Raw genomic sequence first — 15,668 nt, forward strand, 5'->3', positions numbered from 1 at the left:
CCATACGGGACACAGCGAGGACACAGCGGGGCACCGCCAACCCGCATACTGATCTTCAGCTTTACGATGACCGGATATTTTTGCTGGAAATTCTGGCTGTGATATTCCTTCTGACGTTCTCAACCCTATCCCCTATGGAGCTGGCCTATGAAATTCGTTGTCGCGTTGACCTTGCTGCTTGCGCAATCCTTTGCTTTCGCCCAGACCCCGTCGCCATCCACGCTGGCTCGCGTGACGCAGAGCGGCATCCTGCGCGTGTGCACGCCAGGCGATTACAAGCCGTTCAGTTTCCAGCGGGCGCCGGGCGAGTTCGAAGGGTTGGACGTCGATCTGATGGGCTCGCTTGCGACTGCCCTCAACGCGAAACCGCAATTCGTCAAGACCACATGGGCGAATCTGCTGCCCGATTTCGTCGCGGGTAAATGCGATATCGCGGCAGGCGGCATTTCCGTTTCGCTCGAGCGGCAGAAACAGGCGTACTTCAGCATGCCTTATATGGTCAACGGCAAAACACCGATTACGCGCTGCGAAAACGTTGCGAAGTATCAGACCATCGAGGCGATCGACCAACCGTCGGTGCGCGTGATCGCGAACCCGGGCGGCAGCAACGAGCGCTTTGCGAAAGCCAGGCTGAGCCACGCGCAACTGACGATGGCACCGGACAACCTCACGATCTTCGACGAGCTCATCAAGGGCCACGCAGATGTCTTCGTCACGGAAGCGGCGGAGGCGATCGTGCAGAGCAAGGCGCATCCCGAGTTGTGCGCGGTGAATCCCGGCAAGCCGCTGCAATATGCCGAGATGGGCTATCTCTTGCCGAACGGCGACGAGGTGTACAAGCACTTTGTCGACCAGTGGCTGCACCTGAGCCAGGCCAATGGCGAATATGCGCAAACGAGCGCGAAATGGCTGGGCAAATAAAGGTTCCGCCTACAACATGACGAAGCCGTGCCGCATCCCGAGCATCACCGCTTCGGTGCGGTTGGTCGCGCCCAGCTTGCCGAAAAGGGCGGCAAGGTGGAATTTCACGGTGTTGTCCGAGATATCGAGCTGGCGCGCGATTTCCTTGTTGCTGAGCCCTTCGGCAAGCATCATGAGGACTTCGATTTCGCGTGACGTGAGGATTTCGACCGGCGTGCCGGTCGCCGTCTGCCGCGGCGGCGTCCGGCCGGACAGCAAGCGCCCGACGATCTCGGGCGAGAGTACGTAAAGACCCGCGGCCACCGCTTCGATGGATGCGACGATTTCGCCAGGCATCGCATCCCGCGGCAGGATCGCCGTCGCGTCGCCGGGCAACGCGTCGAGGATCCATTCGCTGTCGGCCTCGTCGGTCAACATGACGAGCGCCGACGGGGAGTGCCCGATGTCGAAGCCGGCTTTGGGCGCGTCGCTCGCCTCCGGTTCCGCGTCGAACACGATCACATCCGGGACCGATCCGGCGAGACGGTCGGCGAGCATGCGCGCGTCGGCTGCGCTACCCGCGAATCTGAGCGTCGGACTCGCCTCGACAAGCGCTTGCAGGCTCGCGCGCACCTGCGGCGAATCAGCGATGATCGCCACCCGGACCGGGCTCCCCATCTGTGCCGTCTCTGCCGTCTCTGCCGTCTCTGCCGTCTGTGTCATCTGTCCATCCGACCTTTGAGCGCTGGCTGGGCTTCACCGCCACGAATCCCGTTGCGGGCGCTCACCCACGGTTAGCGAACATTCTGTGCGTTCCCCACCCCGGATCAGCGCGATCTTCAGCGGCTGTCCAATGTTCGTGGCGCCGAGCACGGTGTGCACGTCGTCGATATCGCAGCACGGCTTGCCGTCCAGTTCGATCAGCACGTCGCCGAGGAGCACGCCCGCCTGCTCAGCGGGACCGCCCCGCGCGAGCGAATTGACCAGCAATCCATGCTTCGCGGACAGGTTCATTTTGTCGATCCACGCCTCCGACAGATCCACCTGCTGCGTACCGACACCGAGATAGCCCCTGGAGACGCGTCCTTTATCCAGCAGCTCCTCGGCGACACGCTCTACGGTCATGGCGGGGATCAGCATGCCGGCGCCACGCACGAGCCCCGAGGTGCAAATCCCCATGACCTGTCCGCCCGCATCCGCGAGGGCCGCGCCGGAGAAACCCGGGTGCAGGCCGCCGTCGAGCCGCACGAACGCATCGAGCTGACCGCCTCGCCAGGTGCGCCAGGGGCCGCCTGCGTTGCCGATCACGCCGAAATCGGCACTGGCGCCGAAGCCGTCGCCCCGCGCCACGGCGAGTACAAAATGGCCGGCCTTGAGCGAGCGGGCATCGCCGGATTCGACCGGGTCCAGATCCACGCCGTCCAGTTTCAGCACGGCAACGTCGGTGCCGGTGTCCCGGCCCGCGAGGACGGCTGCGACGGTGCGGCCGTCAGGCAGCGTAACCTCGATGCCCTCCATGCGTCTGAGCGTGTGTGCAGCCGTGACGACGACGCCATGCCGCCAGATTACCCCGCTTGAGGCCACGCGATGCCGGCCGTGCACCGCGACGACGCCTTGTCCGACTCGTTCGACGATCCGCGCCAGATTGTCGGACAGATCCTGCAACGGATTACCGTTGGATGTTGAGGTTTCCATGTGATTTCTCCTGCCTTCGCCTGTCATTTGCGACACGCTCCACGCGTGCCTCACCCGCCTATCGCGCGCAAATCCGGTGCGCGCGATAGGCGGCGAGCGAACTCAGAATGACAGAACGACGCTGGGAGTACACCACCCTAACGGGTAGGCGGCCGCGCCTATTCCGGCGCCTATTTCGGGTCCCGCCGAGATCGCGGCGATCCCGAGCTGGCCGGCAACCACGGCTGCCAGGCGCGCAGGAGGTCCGTCCATAGCGAGAGCGGGGGCGCGAATGGAAACAGGCCCGCGGCGAGGAGCCATTGCGCTGCCGCGTCGAACGTGGGTGTCGCGGTGATGTGAATGGTGATGGCCTCGGCATGATGCTCGGGGACCGTGCGCCGCGTGATCTCTACTTCGACCGTCGGCAGGTGAGCAGTCAATTTTGTTTGATCCATGTTTAACCTCACGTTGACGCGCCAGCCAGCAAACAGGGCATTCGTCGGCTTGCGTCCCCGGGCAGGACGGGCTGCATTGCGCCGTCCCGAACCGCGCGAACCGTCGATGCGACAAATCGATGAATCACGACACTACCGACGTCCGCTGCGGCCCCACACGTAGCGCACCCAACGCTGCCACCGGCTCTGTGGCGGAGCGGGCGACTTGCGCGCCGCCTGTGCTTCCCGGTCGCGCTCGACGCTTTTCTGCACCTGTTCGTGGATCTGGCGCAACGTCATGCCGCCTGGGCCTTTCAATTGATCGGGGTCGGGATCGGGATCGTCCGTCATGGGATTGCCGATTGCTGACGTGATGATTTGATCTTGATACACATGGGGAGTCATGGCAAGCATGCGAAATCAGTCTGCCGTGCAGTTCGCCGCTGCGGGTGCGGCTCAGCATTTGTGCGTGCGCTGCAAAGCGGACGTGACACCGGCGCCGCCGACCGCGCTGGCGCTGGCGGAACACCGTTAAACTGGATGCGACAACACGCCTGGCATGTCGAGGCTTCGGCCAGATTAGCGGATATTTTCAACATGACTAAAATCGAAACAGCCGGATTCCCGCAGCACCTTGAAGTTGTTCGGGCGATTTTTCGCGAGTACGCGAGCAGTCTCGGCATCGACTTGAGCTTCCAGAATTTCGAAGCAGAACTGGCTGGCCTGCCGGGAAGGTATGCCGAGCCTCACGGCCGAATTCTGCTCGCTTCGAACGAGGGGCAAGTGATCGGCTGCGTGGCGATGCGCCCATTGGATGCTACGACCTGCGAAATGAAGCGCCTCTATGTACGACCTGCCGGACGCGGCCAACAGCTTGGAAAGCAGCTGGCCGCATCCATCTGCCGAATCGCGAAAGAGGCCGGCTACGCGCGTATCGTTCTCGACACCCTGCCTGACATGCGCGCGGCACAGCAGCTCTACGCGTCATTCGGCTTCAAGGCTGTCGCGGCCTACACTTTCAATCCGGTCGCCGGAACCCAATTTCTGGAACTCGATTTGACTGAGTGGGGCAATCAGGTGGAATCGTGATCGTTCGCACTGAACTGGCGATCTTTTCACCGTGTGCCGACAGCAACCCGGTAAAGCGCGCGTTGAGCTACTGTTCGAATTCGGTTGCGACCTCGGGACGGAGCGCAAGCCGACGACCGGGCTGCTACTATGAAGAAGGACAGTCCGCTGGCCGCGAAGTATCCAGGTCCTGCCGGGGGACTGAGTAGCGAACCGCCAGGCATGAGACGTTGTCGGCGTGCGTCGGCGCGGATATCCCGGACAGCGTGCCCAGCGGTAATCGGCGCCTTTTCCGGGCCAATCGGAGGTCCTCATGAAAGGCAGTCATCTGACGGTGTTCGCGGCCAACCAGAGTCGCCGGAAAAACCATATGTTGGTGGCCGACTGGATCGTGGACGAGGTGAAGCGGGCCGGCATTCTGGGGGCCACGGTCATTGAAGCGGCGCAAGCCATCGACGCACGCGGCAAGTATCACGCGGCCCGCTTCTTTGAACTGGCCGACCAGCCGGTTGCAGTCACCGTTGCCGCGGACGACGCTCACATCGATGCGCTGCTCGAAAGTCTCAGGCGCGGGGGCGTTCCTCTCTTCTATACGCGCTGTCCCGTCGAGTACGAAATGCTTGGATCAGAGGGTGCGCAATAGCGGACCTCAACGGCAAGCCGGGCAGCAGGATAGTACAGTGCCGGTCCGCGGCGCAGCACTCGCGTCAATAGCACGTATTGCGCCGCACCATTGCGCTTGGCGATTCTCCATGAACTAAGATTAAAAAGGTGGTCGGCGATGACGGCGTTGCGAGACGCCGCGAAGGCGGAAGCGGCCGGCCATTGCGCGCGACGGAGGCGAGTTATGCAAGGCTATCAACTGACGTTCTATACCGAGCAGAACCGCAAGCACGGCCATCAGACCGTCTGCGAATGGCTGTTGCATCAGGTTCGCGAGTTGGGCATTCATGGCGCGACCGTCATCAACTGCGCCGAAGGCATCGGTCACGCGGGCGCGCATCACGCGGCACATATGCTCAAGCTTGCCGACCAACCGCAGCAGATCATTCTCGCGGTGACCGACGAGGAAGCCGAGCAGCTACTGGACCTTGTACGTGCGGAACACGTGCGCGTCTTCTACGTGCGTTTTCCAGTCGAGTTCGGTCAGATCGGCGATGACGTGCCGAGCCACGCGTCCAGACATTTTTCGCTCTTCGGCAAGTCGGCGGGATAGGCGCAAGTGCCGGCCTTAGACGCGCCGGCCGGTACGTCAGCTGACCTGCGGAAAGCCGAGAGCCGAAAGCCGAAAGCCAACGGAAACAGTCGCTAGAACCGCTCCACCCTGAACGGATGAGCATCAACGATCGTTGGTTCGCCGGTTATCATTTCAGCAATCAGCCGGCCGGTCACGGGTCCGAGAGTCAGTCCGTGATGGGCGTGCCCGAAAGCAAACCACAGATTCTTGTGATTCCCCGCCGGTCCGATAATCGGCATCATGTCGGCCGTGCAGGGGCGGCGGCCCATCCACGGTTCATCGTCGAGACGCTCGCCCAACGGAAACAGCTTGCGCGCGATCGGTTCGACAGCGGCGAGTTGCGTGGGTGTCTTGGGTGCGTCGCGGCTGGCGATCTCTGCGCCCGTGGTCAAGCGGATTCCTCGCGCCATGGGTGCGAGCAGATAACCGTTTTCGACATCCAGCACGGGATGATTGAGGCGCGCCTCAGCGCGTGCGGCGTAGTGCATGTGATAGCCGCGTTTGACGGCGAGCGGCAGGCGATACCCGAGCCGCGCACTCGCGTGATCCGACCATGGCCCCAACGCGATCACCGCCCCCGATGCCTGGATCGTCCCCTCGTTCGTATCGACTTCCCATTGAGGACGAAGCGAGTCGGCATCGCCGAAAAAAAAGCGTCCGCCAAGCCGCTCGAAATAGTTCGCGTACGCCGTGACGAGCGCATTGGGATCGCTGACGGAATCCGACTCGGTATAGAGCAATCCGCCCAGCAAAGCGGTGTCGAGATCGGGCTCGGCCTGCCGCAAGCGGGTTGCGTCGAGCGATTCGAACGCCACGCCATATTCCTGACGCCATCGCTCCGCGAGCCTTGTTTCAGCGTCCTGTTTCCCGGCAGTGCGAAAAACCTTCATCCAGCCGATGGGGCGCAACAACGCGCTGGCACCCGCGTCGGCCGCCAGCGCCCGGTGTTCGCTCACGCAATGCTCGATCAACGTGGAGTAAGAACGCGCAATAGCCGCATGCTTCTCCGGGTGCGAATTGCGCCAGTATTGCCACAGGAATGGCGCGACCTTGAGCATGGCATCGGCGTGGTACCGAACGTCGAGCGATTCGTTGCGCACATAGCGGAGCAATGTGCCGAGGTCGCGCGGGAACGCGTAGGGATAAACGCCCTCGCGCTGGATCAGGCCGGCGTTGCCAAACGATGTTTCATTGCCCGGCGGCTTGCGGTCCACGAGCGCCACCTTGCGGCCGCGCTTCTGAAGATGAACGGCGACCGACACACCCACAATGCCCGCGCCGAGTACGACAGTATCGAATTTCATGGTGTTCCCGGTCATGTTGCTAGACCGCTGAAATGCCGCTCTGGCTGTCGCCGGTTTGATTGAAGAGAGGAGGCGCGGTAACGATGGACGTCAGCGAAGGATTCGCGTGAGCGAGCTTCGACACATCCGGCCTCGGCCGGCGCAACATGGGAGAAGGCTCGAAGGCCTGTTCCAGCGCATGCGCGACGGCGAGTGTTGGCCGGTCGCCCTGAAACGGTCCGATGATCTGTAATCCGAACGGCATGCCGGCGCGATCGACGCCGCACGGCAATGAAATTGCCGGATGCGTGGTCAAGGTGACCACATAAGTCAGCGCGAGCCATCGATAGTAATTTTCCTGCCCGCGTCCGTCGATTTGCGCGGCGTAGAGTTGCTGCCACGGAAATGGCGAGACCGGCGTGGTCGGCGAAAGAATCACATCGTAGTGTTCAAATGCACGTTGGAATTTCTTGAAGATGCGCGTCTGCTCGACCTGCGCCCACGCGCTATCCGCAAGGCTCATGCGCGCGCCGAGTTCATAGTTGGCGCGTGTGTTCGGTCCGAGCTGGCTCGGATCGCGCGCGTAGGCCTCGCGCAATCCCGCGACAAAACTCTCGGCGCGAATGACGTCGAAGCAGCGGTGCACGTCGCCAAGATCGAAGCTCACTTCCTCGCAGGTATGGAACATCGGCGCGAGTGCCGCCATGCGCTCGCGAAAGACTTGCCTGATGTCCTGATCGACGTCGCAACAGTTGAAGTCTTCGGTCCAGCCGACCCGCAGCGTGCTCGGATCGACGGCGGCGGGCAACGCGAAGCTCAACGGATCGAGCGGCCAGGTCAGCGGATCGCCTGCGGAAACACCGGCTGTCGCGGCAAGCTGCAAGCAGGCCTCGGCGACGCTGCGGCCCATCGGGCCGACGACCGAGATCGGCGTCCATCCCAGCAACCGGCGTGAATTCGGCACCAGTCCAGGCGATGGCCGGAACCCGACCACGCCGCACTTCGATGCGGGTATCCGCAGCGAGCCGCCTGTGTCGGAGCCGGTGCAGACGGGCAGCATGTCGCACGCCAGCGCCGCTGCTGAGCCACCCGACGAACCGCCCGCGTTCAGCTCCGGATTGAACGGATTGCCGGTCGCGCCCCACACCGGATTGCGCGTGTTCGCACCGGCACCCAGTTCGGGAACATTGGTCTTGGCGGTCAGGATCGCGCCCGCTGCACGCAGGCGCTCGACCAGCACGACGTCGCGCGTGGGCACGTTGCCTCGCGACATCGACGAGCCGTAGGTGGTGAGCAGGCCGGCCGTATCCTCGAGGTCTTTTACGCCCAGCGGCAAGCCGTGCAGCAAGCCGAGCGGCGCCCCGTCGAGGACCTGCTTTTCCGCTTCCCGGGCGGCTTTCCTGGCCTCCGGGTAAGCCGTTGCCGTCACGGCGTTCACGGCGGGATTGAGCGCCTCGATCCGTTCGATACACGCCTCCAGCAGCTCGACCGGCGATATCTCCCTGGCTCCGATCATGCGCCGCAATGCCACGGCGCTCAGGCCGACCAGCTCGTCGTTACCACTCATTGCATTATCTCCGTATCAGGCGAGCGCTTCGCCGGTGCGGTCCTTGAGCCAGATCACCGGGACGAGCGACACAAGGCAGGCGGCGGCGACGTACCACGCCGGGGCCAGCGGATTGCCCGTCTGTGCGACCAGCCAGCTTGCGATAAACGGCGAGAAGCCGCCGAAGAAGGATGCGCTGACCACATAAGTCAGCGCGATCCCTGTCGCGCGAACGTGCTTGGGGAACAGCTCGGGGATCATGACGAGCACCGGTACGATCTGCCCCGCCACGAGCACTGCGAGTATGCCGGAAACGACGCAGAGCGACATGACCGACGGATGTGCGCCGAGCAACGCGAACGCGGGATAGACGAGCAGCAGCATCGCTACCCGCGACGCGACCAGTACGCGCTTGCGGCTGAACCGGTCGGCAAGGATGCCCGCGAGCGGCGCCGCGACGAACAACGCGAGCGAGCTGACGATACCGGAGGTCACGGCCGTCGTCGGCGATAGATGCAGCGCGCGGACGGCATGGCTCGGCAGGAAGAACGCGACGATGTACACCGAGACGGAGCCGCCCAGCTCGGCGAAAGTGCCGAGAATGGTGAGCTTGACGTGCGTGCTCAGCGCGGCTTTCAGTGCGCCTTGTGGCCGAACTGCATCGGTGGAGTGAACCACCAGCGTTTCGTCCAGCCGCTTGCGAATCAGCATGCCGGCCGGCGCCGCGACAATGCCGAGCAGGAATGGAATGCGCCAGCCCCATTCGAGCACGGCCTGTTTGGGCAGCAGCACGTTGACGAGCGTCGCGACGGCCGCGCCGAGCGCGAGACCCGCGGCAGTGGCCGCAAAGTTCCAACTGGCGAAAAAGGCGCGGGTATGGTTCGACGCGTATTCGATCAATAACGTCGTGCCCGGACCGAACTCGCCGCCCGCCGCGAATCCCTGGATCAGCCGCGCGGTCAGGACGATGAACGGCGCCGCAAGACCGGCGACGGCATAGGTCGGCGCGCAGGCGATCATCGCGCAACTCAGCGCCATCAGCATGATGGTGAGGACCATCGCCTTCTTGCGCCCGGCGCGGTCCGCATAGGCGCCGATTACGATTCCCCCGAGTGGCCTCACGACGAACCCCACGCCGAATACGCCGATGGACAGCAGGAACTGATTGACCGGCGACGCGCCCGGAAAGAACAGCTGTCCGATCTGAATCGCAAAGAAACTGTAGATGGTGAAGTCGTAGAATTCGAGGGCCGTGCCGATGGTCGTGGCGGCGATAACGTGCTTCTTCGTCAGACCGGACTTGCTGAGTACGAGCGTAGACACAATATGCCCCCGTCGAATGGGTGGAATCGGTGTGAGTTATCATATACGAGAAAAAATAAAATTCTCGTATCCGAGAAAAATCGAACTTTGGAAGCAGGCGCGATGGCAAAAGCAGCAGTAGCGGAAGTGGCGGAGGGCTCGCAGGCTGCGCCGCCGGCGCTCGATCACAAAACGGTCGGCGCGCATCTTCGCCAGGCGCGCAAGCTGCGCGGGCTGACGCTGATGGAGTTGTCGGAGCGCTCGGGGATTGCCGTGTCGACCATATCGAAGGCGGAGCGCGGCGATATCGCGCTGACCTATGACAAATTCGCGGCGCTTGCGCATTCACTGGAACTCGACTTCGATGCGATTTTCGGCCGGCGCCGGAAGGCGGCCGCTGGGCCGATGAAACCATCGTTCACGGCATCCGGCAAGCAGGTGATCTACGACACGCCGAACTACGAGTACGGCATGCTGGCGAACAATCTGACCGGCAAGCGGATGGTGCCGATGCGGGCTCACATCCGCGCACGCGCGCTAGCCGATTTCCCCGAATTTATCCGGCATTCAGGCGAGGAATTTGTTTTTCTCCTGGGTGGAAAACTGGAGCTGCGTTTTGAGAACGGCAAGGCGTTCAAGCTGATGCCGGGCGACAGTCTCTATTTCGACAGCTCGATCGGGCATGTGTATCTGAGCCTGAGTAAGGAGGATGCCGAAGTATTGGTGTGCTGCGTGGATACGGAAGATAACCGGCCGCGCGGCGCCATCTGAGCGCGCTGCGCGCGATCCGCGTCAGGAGAGTGCGTCGAGCAGTCCGTACCACGCGACCCCGGCGCTGATGTAAAAACGCTGCAGCGCGTGAAGCGGAATCGGCTTGATGGACGTCGGCGGCAGCGGCAATCCCTGCGCCGTGCCCGCCAGATGCGCGGCGAGATGTTTGCCGAGCGTGGTCGCCATCGCGATGCCGCGGCCGTTGTAGCCGAGCGCGATCGTCAGTCCCGGCGCCGGGAGATGCACGTGTGGCAGGAAATCGCGCGTGATGGCGATGCGCCCCGCCCATCGATACTCGTACTCCACCTCTTTCAGTTGCGGGTAGAGAAGTTGTGCCGCGCGTTCGAGATGCGCCCAGTCCGACGCGCCGCGCGGCTCGCGAAACGGGCCGCGGCCGCCCATCAGCAGACGTCCTTCGGCGTCACGCCGGAAGTACAGCAGGAGACGCCGCGAATCGGACGCCACTTCGCGCCCCGGCAGAATGCTAGCGCCGATATCGGCGGGCAGCGGCCGGGTTGCCACGATGAAACTGTTCGCCGCGATCATCGACTGCGCGAGTCCGGGCCAGAGCGAATCGCTGTAGCCATTGGTCGCGACGAGGACTTGCCGCGCGTCGATGGTCGGTCCGTTTGCGGTGTGGATGCGCCATCCGCCGTCGCGTTGTTCGAGCTTTTGCGCGCGCGTCGCGCGATGGATCGACACGCCGCGCGCCATGGCTGCGCGCGCGAGACCGCGGGCGTAACTGAGCGGCTGCACGCTGCCCGCGCGCCGGTCTACCCATCCACCGACAAACGCCTGCGTGCCGAGCCGCTGCGTGATCTGCGCGCGGTCGAGCAATTCGACCTGCGCGCCGCGCGCTTCCCACTGGCGCGCCCGCGCATGCAGCGTGTCCAGCAGCTTCGTCGAATGGGTGGGCTGGATCCAGCCGGCACGCCTCGCATCGCACGCGATACGGTGGCGCTTGATCAGGCCGAACACCGTGTCGGCGGCGCCGCCCGCCATGTCCAATATCGTCTCGCCGTCACGCGGACCGAAGCGGCGCATCAGTTCGGCGGGATCGTATTTCAGGCCGGGAATCACCTGTCCACCGTTGCGGCCGGATGCGCCCCAGCCCGGCTCGTTTGCGTCGATCACGCATACGTCGATCCCGAGTTCGCTCAGATGCAGCGCGGTGGATAGGCCCGTATAACCCGCGCCGACGATCGCCACATCGACACGCTTCGAGGCCTCGAGCGGCGGCGTCGCCACGGCAGGTTCGGCGGTCGCGGCCCACAGCGAAGGCGGCAACGGCTGGCTTGCTTCGACTCTCTTCATCGTGCTGTTCAGTTCTACGCGGCTACGTTGTCAGGGGTGAGCATGCGGCGCAGAAATTCTCGCGTGCGCGGGTGGCTTGGGCGCTCCAGCAACTCGGCCGCCGGGCCCTGCTCGCAGATCGTGCCGTCGTGGAGAAAGCACACGTGGTCCGCGACTTCGCGGGCAAATCCCATCTCGTGCGTGACGACGATCATCGTCATGCCGTCGTCCGCCAGTCGCCGCATCACGCTCAGCACTTCGCCGACGAGTTCAGGGTCGAGCGCCGACGTGGGTTCGTCGAACAGAATCGCCTTCGGCTCCATGGCGAGCGCGCGTGCGATGGCGACGCGCTGCTGCTGGCCGCCCGACAGTTCCGCCGGATAAGCATCGATCCGATGCGAGAGACCGACCTTGTCGAGCAGGCGCCGTGCTTTTTCGCGCGCTGCGTCGCGCGCTTCCTTCTTCACGTAGAGCGGTCCTTCGCAGACGTTTTCGAGCGCCGTGCGATGCGGGAACAAGTTGAAGCGCTGAAACACCATGCCGACATGCGTGCGCAGTTCGTGAATCTGTTTCGATTTCGCATCGACGCGCTCGCCTTCGACGGTGATCGTGCCCGCATCGTAGGTTTCGAGGCCGTTGATGCAGCGCAGGAGTGTCGATTTGCCCGACCCCGACGGCCCGATCAGACACACCACCTGACCCGCGCCGACGCTGAGGCTCACGCCCTTGAGCACTTCCTGATCGTGAAAGCGCTTGTGAATGGATTGAACTTCGATCATCGTTTTCCCTTGAGGCCGAGGCGGCGTTCGAGCCGCCGCAAGCCGTAGACGAGCGGCAGACTGAGCGCGAGATAGAGCAGGGCGACGAGCGTGAATACCGTCATGTTCTGAAACGTCGACGAAGCGATCAACTGGCCGGCGCGCGTCATTTCCGCGACGGTGATCGTCGACGCGAGCGACGAGTCCTTCAGCATCATCACGAGCGTGTTGCCATAGGGCGGCAGCGCGATGCGAAACGCCTGCGGCAGGACCACGCGGCGCATGATCAACGCGCCGCGCATGCCGATGGACTGCGCGGCTTCGATCTGCCCTTGATCGATTGCCTCGATCCCGGCACGGAAGTTCTCAGCCTGATACGCCGAATACGCAATGCCGAGCCCGATGAACCCCGCCTGAAACGCGCTCAATTGAATGCCGAGATCGGGCAGCACGAAGTAGATGTAGAACAGCTGCACGATGATCGGCAGGCCGCGGATCACGTTGATGATGGTGGCCGCGGCATGCGAGAGCACCTGGTTCGCCGACACGCGCATCAGCGCGAGCGCGAGGCCGAGGATCGTGCTCAGAACAAACGAGCAGAAGGTGATCTCGACCGTGACGACCGCGCCCTTGAGCAGGATCGGCAGGAAGTCGAGCGCGTTCTGGATGAACATGGCGTGTCCCTTTCAAGCCGGTGGCCGTGTCATTCCACTTGCCATTTCTTGATGATCTGCGTGAGCGTGCCGTCCGATTTGATCTTCCGGAGGCCGGCGTTCAGCTTTTCGAGCGTCTCGTTGTCGCCCTTTCTCACGACGAAGCACAACTGGCCTTTCACGGACGGCTGATAGCCCTCGACGAGACGCAGCTGCGGATTCGGGTTCTTCTGCAACTGATAAGCGATGATCGGGTGGTCGCCGAAGCCCGCCTTGATGCGCCCGAGCGCGACGTCGCGCATGATGTCGGCGACCGAATCGTAGGTGCGCACTTCCTTGAAGATGCCTTTCTTGTTCAGCGCATCGACGAACGCGGTGCCCACTTGCGCGCCGACAACCTCGCCCTTGAGATCGTCCATCGACGTGTAGTTGCCCTTGTCGTCGGCCCGCACGATGAGACCTTCGCCATACGAATAGACCGTGTCCGAGAAGTCGACGATCTGCTGGCGGGCCGGCGTCTTCAGCATCGCGGCGGAGATCACGTCGATTTTCTTCGTGGTGAGCGACGGGATCAGCGCGGCGAATGTCGTCTGTTCCACCTTCACGTCGAAACCGGCGGCCTTGCCGGTGGCCGTGATCGCATCGACGAGCAGGCCCTGGATCGAATTGCTCTTCACGTCGAGGAAGGTGAACGGCACGCCGGTGGCAGTGGCGCCGACCGTGTACGACGGCGCGGCGTGCACCAGTGCCGGCGTTGCCGCGATGACCAATCCGGCCATGGCGGCGCCGGCAATACGCTTCACAAACTGGATCATGAGACTCTCCACGACGGTAAAAGACAGCGGTTGAGGTATCGGTACACAGCGTGTTCGAATCATATTCGAGTCAAAAATATCGAATAACATTATTTGCGTATCGATATTCGATATGCTAACGTCGAAGATGACTATTCACCATTGGGTATTTCCATGAGCGGCAAGAGCACGGAACAGGCGAACGAGATCGAAGCGCCGGATGCGCCGGACGCGCTTTTCAACCAGTCGCTGGAGAAGGGCATTGCGGTGCTGCGCGCTTTCAGCGCGCAACGCCGAACCATGAGCTTGCCGGAAGTGGCCGAGGCGACCTCGATCACGAAGAGCTCGGCGCAGCGGATGATCTACACGCTCGAAAAGCTGGGTTACGTGCGCAAGCACCCGCGTACGAAGCGCTATCAACTGACGCCCCGTGTGATGCAGATCGGCTTTAACTATGTCGCCGCGGACACGCTGATCGACGTCGCCAATCCGTTTCTATCCGAACTCACGAACCTGACTGGCGAGACCACGAGTCTCACCGAACCGGACGGCGTCGAGATGCTGTATGTCGCACGCTTCGTCTGTACGAAATTCGTGCCGATCCACATGCCTATCGGCAGCCGCATTCCCATGTACTGCACCGCTTCGGGCCGCGCCTATCTCGGCGCGCTTGCCGACGACGAAGCGCGTGCACTGCTCGAAGCGAGTACGCGCGTGGTGCACACGCAGTACACGGTGACGGACATCGGGGAAATCGAGGCGCTTCTTGCGCAGGGACGGCGCAATGGCTATACGTCGAATCGCGAGGAACTGTTCATCGGCGACATGACGATCGCGGCGCCGGTGCTGGACGGTGAGAGAAGGCCGGTCGCCTCCGTGCATGTGGTCGCGCCGACCAGCCGCTGGACGCTCGCCGACGCGGAGCAACGTCTGGCGCCGGCGGTAATCGATTGCGCCCGTGGGATCAGCAATTCGATTCGGACCTTGGGTTAGGCCACTGCCGTACTCGCCTGCGCGAAAGCTTTGTAACTGCCAGTAACGCTGACGTAATGCGGCGCGAGGCGCTGGCTGATCCGCTGGCGATCAAAACAATCGGGCGATTGGACGCCTCGCTTCCGTGCGACACCGGTCTTTGCCGGCCGGCTTGCGATCCGCAGAACAATCCGTTACAAGTTCGCGTTGAAGCTCGCACGGCAAGGATTCACACTTGCTGCGATCAACAAACGACGGCTACGCGTGACGTGGCCAACTGGCAGCGCTTATGGCTAACTTATGGCTGCTTCTTTCGGGGGATAACATGAAACGCATTCTCATTGCCGCAGCGTTCGCGAGTATTGGAATCGGCGCGTCAGGACTGGCGAATGCTGTCGACGTCGGGGTTGGCATCAACATTGGTGTTCCGCCGCCTGTTGTGGTCGCGCCGGCGCCGGTGGTCGTCATAGCGCCGGGTTGGCATGGCGACCGTTACTGGGACGGACGCCGCTACTGGGATCGTGACGAATGGGAAGAACATCGTCACCATCACGGGCATGGGGACGATCACTGTCCGCCGGGACACGCGAAAAAGGGCGAATGCTAACCCTTGTTTCAAAGCGCTTCGCTCGCCTCGTCGAGTGAAGCATCCAGGAGTGCGCCCGGCAAGCTCGTTCTCGATATGACCTTCTGATTTCGTGCGCCGACTCGTCGGCCGACGCGGCCCGACGTTCATGCGCCGCATTCCGGCTGCCTTCCTCCATATGGAAGGCAGCCGGAGCATCGGCGTAATCGAACGCATGAAAGATCGCCTCCGGATGTGACGCGTTTCCTCTCCCTGTTCTTGCGCCGGGTACTGGTGCAAGGGCTGGGCGCAGGCGCCGGAGTCCCGGCAAAGGAGACGGCGGCGCCCCCTCGATGTCGTGCACGCAGCTGCTGTTACACGGCGCTGCGCTAGCCGCGCTTCTTCCCGCGGCAGGGTC

Annotated in this window: 19 protein-coding genes; 8 read left to right on the plus strand and 11 right to left on the minus strand. The window is 63.0% G+C overall.

Translation table 11 applies throughout. The annotated features are described in order from the left end of the window. Positions 1-147 precede the first annotated feature (147 nt). Entirely contained in the window at positions 148-921 is a 774-nt protein-coding gene (locus DLM46_RS21355) for a transporter substrate-binding domain-containing protein (RefSeq protein WP_115103526.1), read from the plus strand. Between the two features lie 9 nt (positions 922-930). Here DLM46_RS21355 and DLM46_RS21360 read toward each other — a convergent pair whose 3' ends face one another. From DLM46_RS21360 to DLM46_RS21375, 4 genes are all read right to left on the minus strand, one after another. Further along, complete coding sequence (locus DLM46_RS21360; RefSeq protein ID WP_244306317.1) at positions 931-1,623, minus strand: response regulator transcription factor; 693 nt, start codon at positions 1,621-1,623, stop codon at positions 931-933. Positions 1,624-1,656: 33 nt separating this feature from the next. Continuing rightward, the gene (locus DLM46_RS21365; RefSeq protein WP_115103530.1) at positions 1,657-2,595 is read right to left on the minus strand and encodes a S1C family serine protease; all 939 of its coding nucleotides are present in this window, start codon (positions 2,593-2,595) and stop codon (positions 1,657-1,659) included. Positions 2,596-2,765: 170 nt separating this feature from the next. Continuing rightward, the gene (locus DLM46_RS21370) at positions 2,766-3,029 is read right to left on the minus strand and encodes a hypothetical protein (protein WP_115103533.1); all 264 of its coding nucleotides are present in this window, start codon (positions 3,027-3,029) and stop codon (positions 2,766-2,768) included. Positions 3,030-3,161: 132 nt separating this feature from the next. Next, positions 3,162-3,422, minus strand: a complete 261-nt coding sequence (locus tag DLM46_RS21375; RefSeq protein ID WP_244306318.1) for a hypothetical protein — start codon at positions 3,420-3,422, stop codon at positions 3,162-3,164. Here DLM46_RS21375 and DLM46_RS40970 point away from each other — a divergent pair. From DLM46_RS40970 to DLM46_RS21390, 4 genes are all read left to right on the plus strand, one after another. Further along, complete coding sequence (locus DLM46_RS40970; protein WP_279635211.1) at positions 3,421-3,543, plus strand: hypothetical protein; 123 nt, start codon at positions 3,421-3,423, stop codon at positions 3,541-3,543. The genes DLM46_RS21375 and DLM46_RS40970 overlap by 2 nt on opposite strands. A 62-nt stretch (positions 3,544-3,605) precedes the next feature. After that, positions 3,606-4,097 carry a GNAT family N-acetyltransferase gene (locus tag DLM46_RS21380; RefSeq protein ID WP_115103535.1) on the plus strand — a complete coding sequence of 164 codons (492 nt, stop codon included), beginning with the start codon at positions 3,606-3,608 and terminating at the stop codon, positions 4,095-4,097. Between the two features lie 292 nt (positions 4,098-4,389). Next, positions 4,390-4,719 carry a DUF190 domain-containing protein gene (locus DLM46_RS21385; RefSeq protein ID WP_115103538.1) on the plus strand — a complete coding sequence of 110 codons (330 nt, stop codon included), beginning with the start codon at positions 4,390-4,392 and terminating at the stop codon, positions 4,717-4,719. Positions 4,720-4,923: 204 nt separating this feature from the next. Next, complete coding sequence (locus DLM46_RS21390) at positions 4,924-5,292, plus strand: DUF190 domain-containing protein (protein ID WP_115103541.1); 369 nt, start codon at positions 4,924-4,926, stop codon at positions 5,290-5,292. Between the two features lie 92 nt (positions 5,293-5,384). Here DLM46_RS21390 and DLM46_RS21395 read toward each other — a convergent pair whose 3' ends face one another. From DLM46_RS21395 to DLM46_RS21405, 3 genes are read right to left on the minus strand one after another with little or no spacing between them, the layout of a single operon-like run. Next, positions 5,385-6,617, minus strand: a complete 1,233-nt coding sequence (locus DLM46_RS21395; RefSeq protein WP_115103641.1) for an NAD(P)/FAD-dependent oxidoreductase — start codon at positions 6,615-6,617, stop codon at positions 5,385-5,387. A 19-nt stretch (positions 6,618-6,636) separates the two neighbouring features. Then, on the minus strand, positions 6,637-8,163 hold the full coding sequence (locus tag DLM46_RS21400; RefSeq protein WP_115103542.1) for an amidase: 1,527 nt from the start codon (positions 8,161-8,163) through the stop codon (positions 6,637-6,639). Positions 8,164-8,178: 15 nt separating this feature from the next. Then, on the minus strand, positions 8,179-9,465 hold the full coding sequence (locus DLM46_RS21405; protein WP_115103545.1) for an MFS transporter: 1,287 nt from the start codon (positions 9,463-9,465) through the stop codon (positions 8,179-8,181). Positions 9,466-9,567: 102 nt separating this feature from the next. Between DLM46_RS21405 and DLM46_RS21410 the strand changes: the two genes are divergently transcribed. After that, positions 9,568-10,215 carry a helix-turn-helix domain-containing protein gene (locus DLM46_RS21410; RefSeq protein WP_115103547.1) on the plus strand — a complete coding sequence of 216 codons (648 nt, stop codon included), beginning with the start codon at positions 9,568-9,570 and terminating at the stop codon, positions 10,213-10,215. Between the two features lie 21 nt (positions 10,216-10,236). Here DLM46_RS21410 and DLM46_RS21415 read toward each other — a convergent pair whose 3' ends face one another. Genes DLM46_RS21415 through DLM46_RS21430 form a run of 4 tightly spaced genes read right to left on the minus strand, consistent with a single transcriptional unit; the run spans position 10,237 to position 13,734 of the window. After that, the gene (locus tag DLM46_RS21415) at positions 10,237-11,529 is read right to left on the minus strand and encodes an NAD(P)/FAD-dependent oxidoreductase (protein WP_115103550.1); all 1,293 of its coding nucleotides are present in this window, start codon (positions 11,527-11,529) and stop codon (positions 10,237-10,239) included. Between the two features lie 14 nt (positions 11,530-11,543). Beyond that, positions 11,544-12,287 (minus strand): amino acid ABC transporter ATP-binding protein, encoded by a 744-nt coding sequence (locus DLM46_RS21420; RefSeq protein WP_115103552.1) that lies wholly within the window; start codon positions 12,285-12,287, stop codon positions 11,544-11,546. Next, a complete protein-coding gene (locus tag DLM46_RS21425) occupies positions 12,284-12,940 on the minus strand; it encodes an amino acid ABC transporter permease (protein WP_115103554.1) in 657 nt (218 codons plus the stop codon). Before DLM46_RS21425 ends, DLM46_RS21420 begins: the two co-directional genes overlap by 4 nt. Positions 12,941-12,969: 29 nt before the next feature. Continuing rightward, entirely contained in the window at positions 12,970-13,734 is a 765-nt protein-coding gene (locus DLM46_RS21430; RefSeq protein ID WP_115103556.1) for a substrate-binding periplasmic protein, read from the minus strand. Positions 13,735-13,887: 153 nt separating this feature from the next. Between DLM46_RS21430 and DLM46_RS21435 the strand changes: the two genes are divergently transcribed. Both DLM46_RS21435 and DLM46_RS21440 read left to right on the plus strand, forming a co-directional pair. Next, positions 13,888-14,706 carry an IclR family transcriptional regulator gene (locus DLM46_RS21435; RefSeq protein ID WP_115103559.1) on the plus strand — a complete coding sequence of 273 codons (819 nt, stop codon included), beginning with the start codon at positions 13,888-13,890 and terminating at the stop codon, positions 14,704-14,706. A 304-nt stretch (positions 14,707-15,010) separates the two neighbouring features. Beyond that, positions 15,011-15,292, plus strand: coding sequence for a hypothetical protein (locus tag DLM46_RS21440; RefSeq protein ID WP_115103561.1), 282 nt, complete (start codon positions 15,011-15,013; stop codon positions 15,290-15,292). Positions 15,293-15,668 lie beyond the last annotated feature (376 nt).

Origin of the sequence: Paraburkholderia lacunae, assembly GCF_003353175.1 — a bacterium.
GTDB classification, from domain to species: domain Bacteria; phylum Pseudomonadota; class Gammaproteobacteria; order Burkholderiales; family Burkholderiaceae; genus Paraburkholderia; species Paraburkholderia lacunae.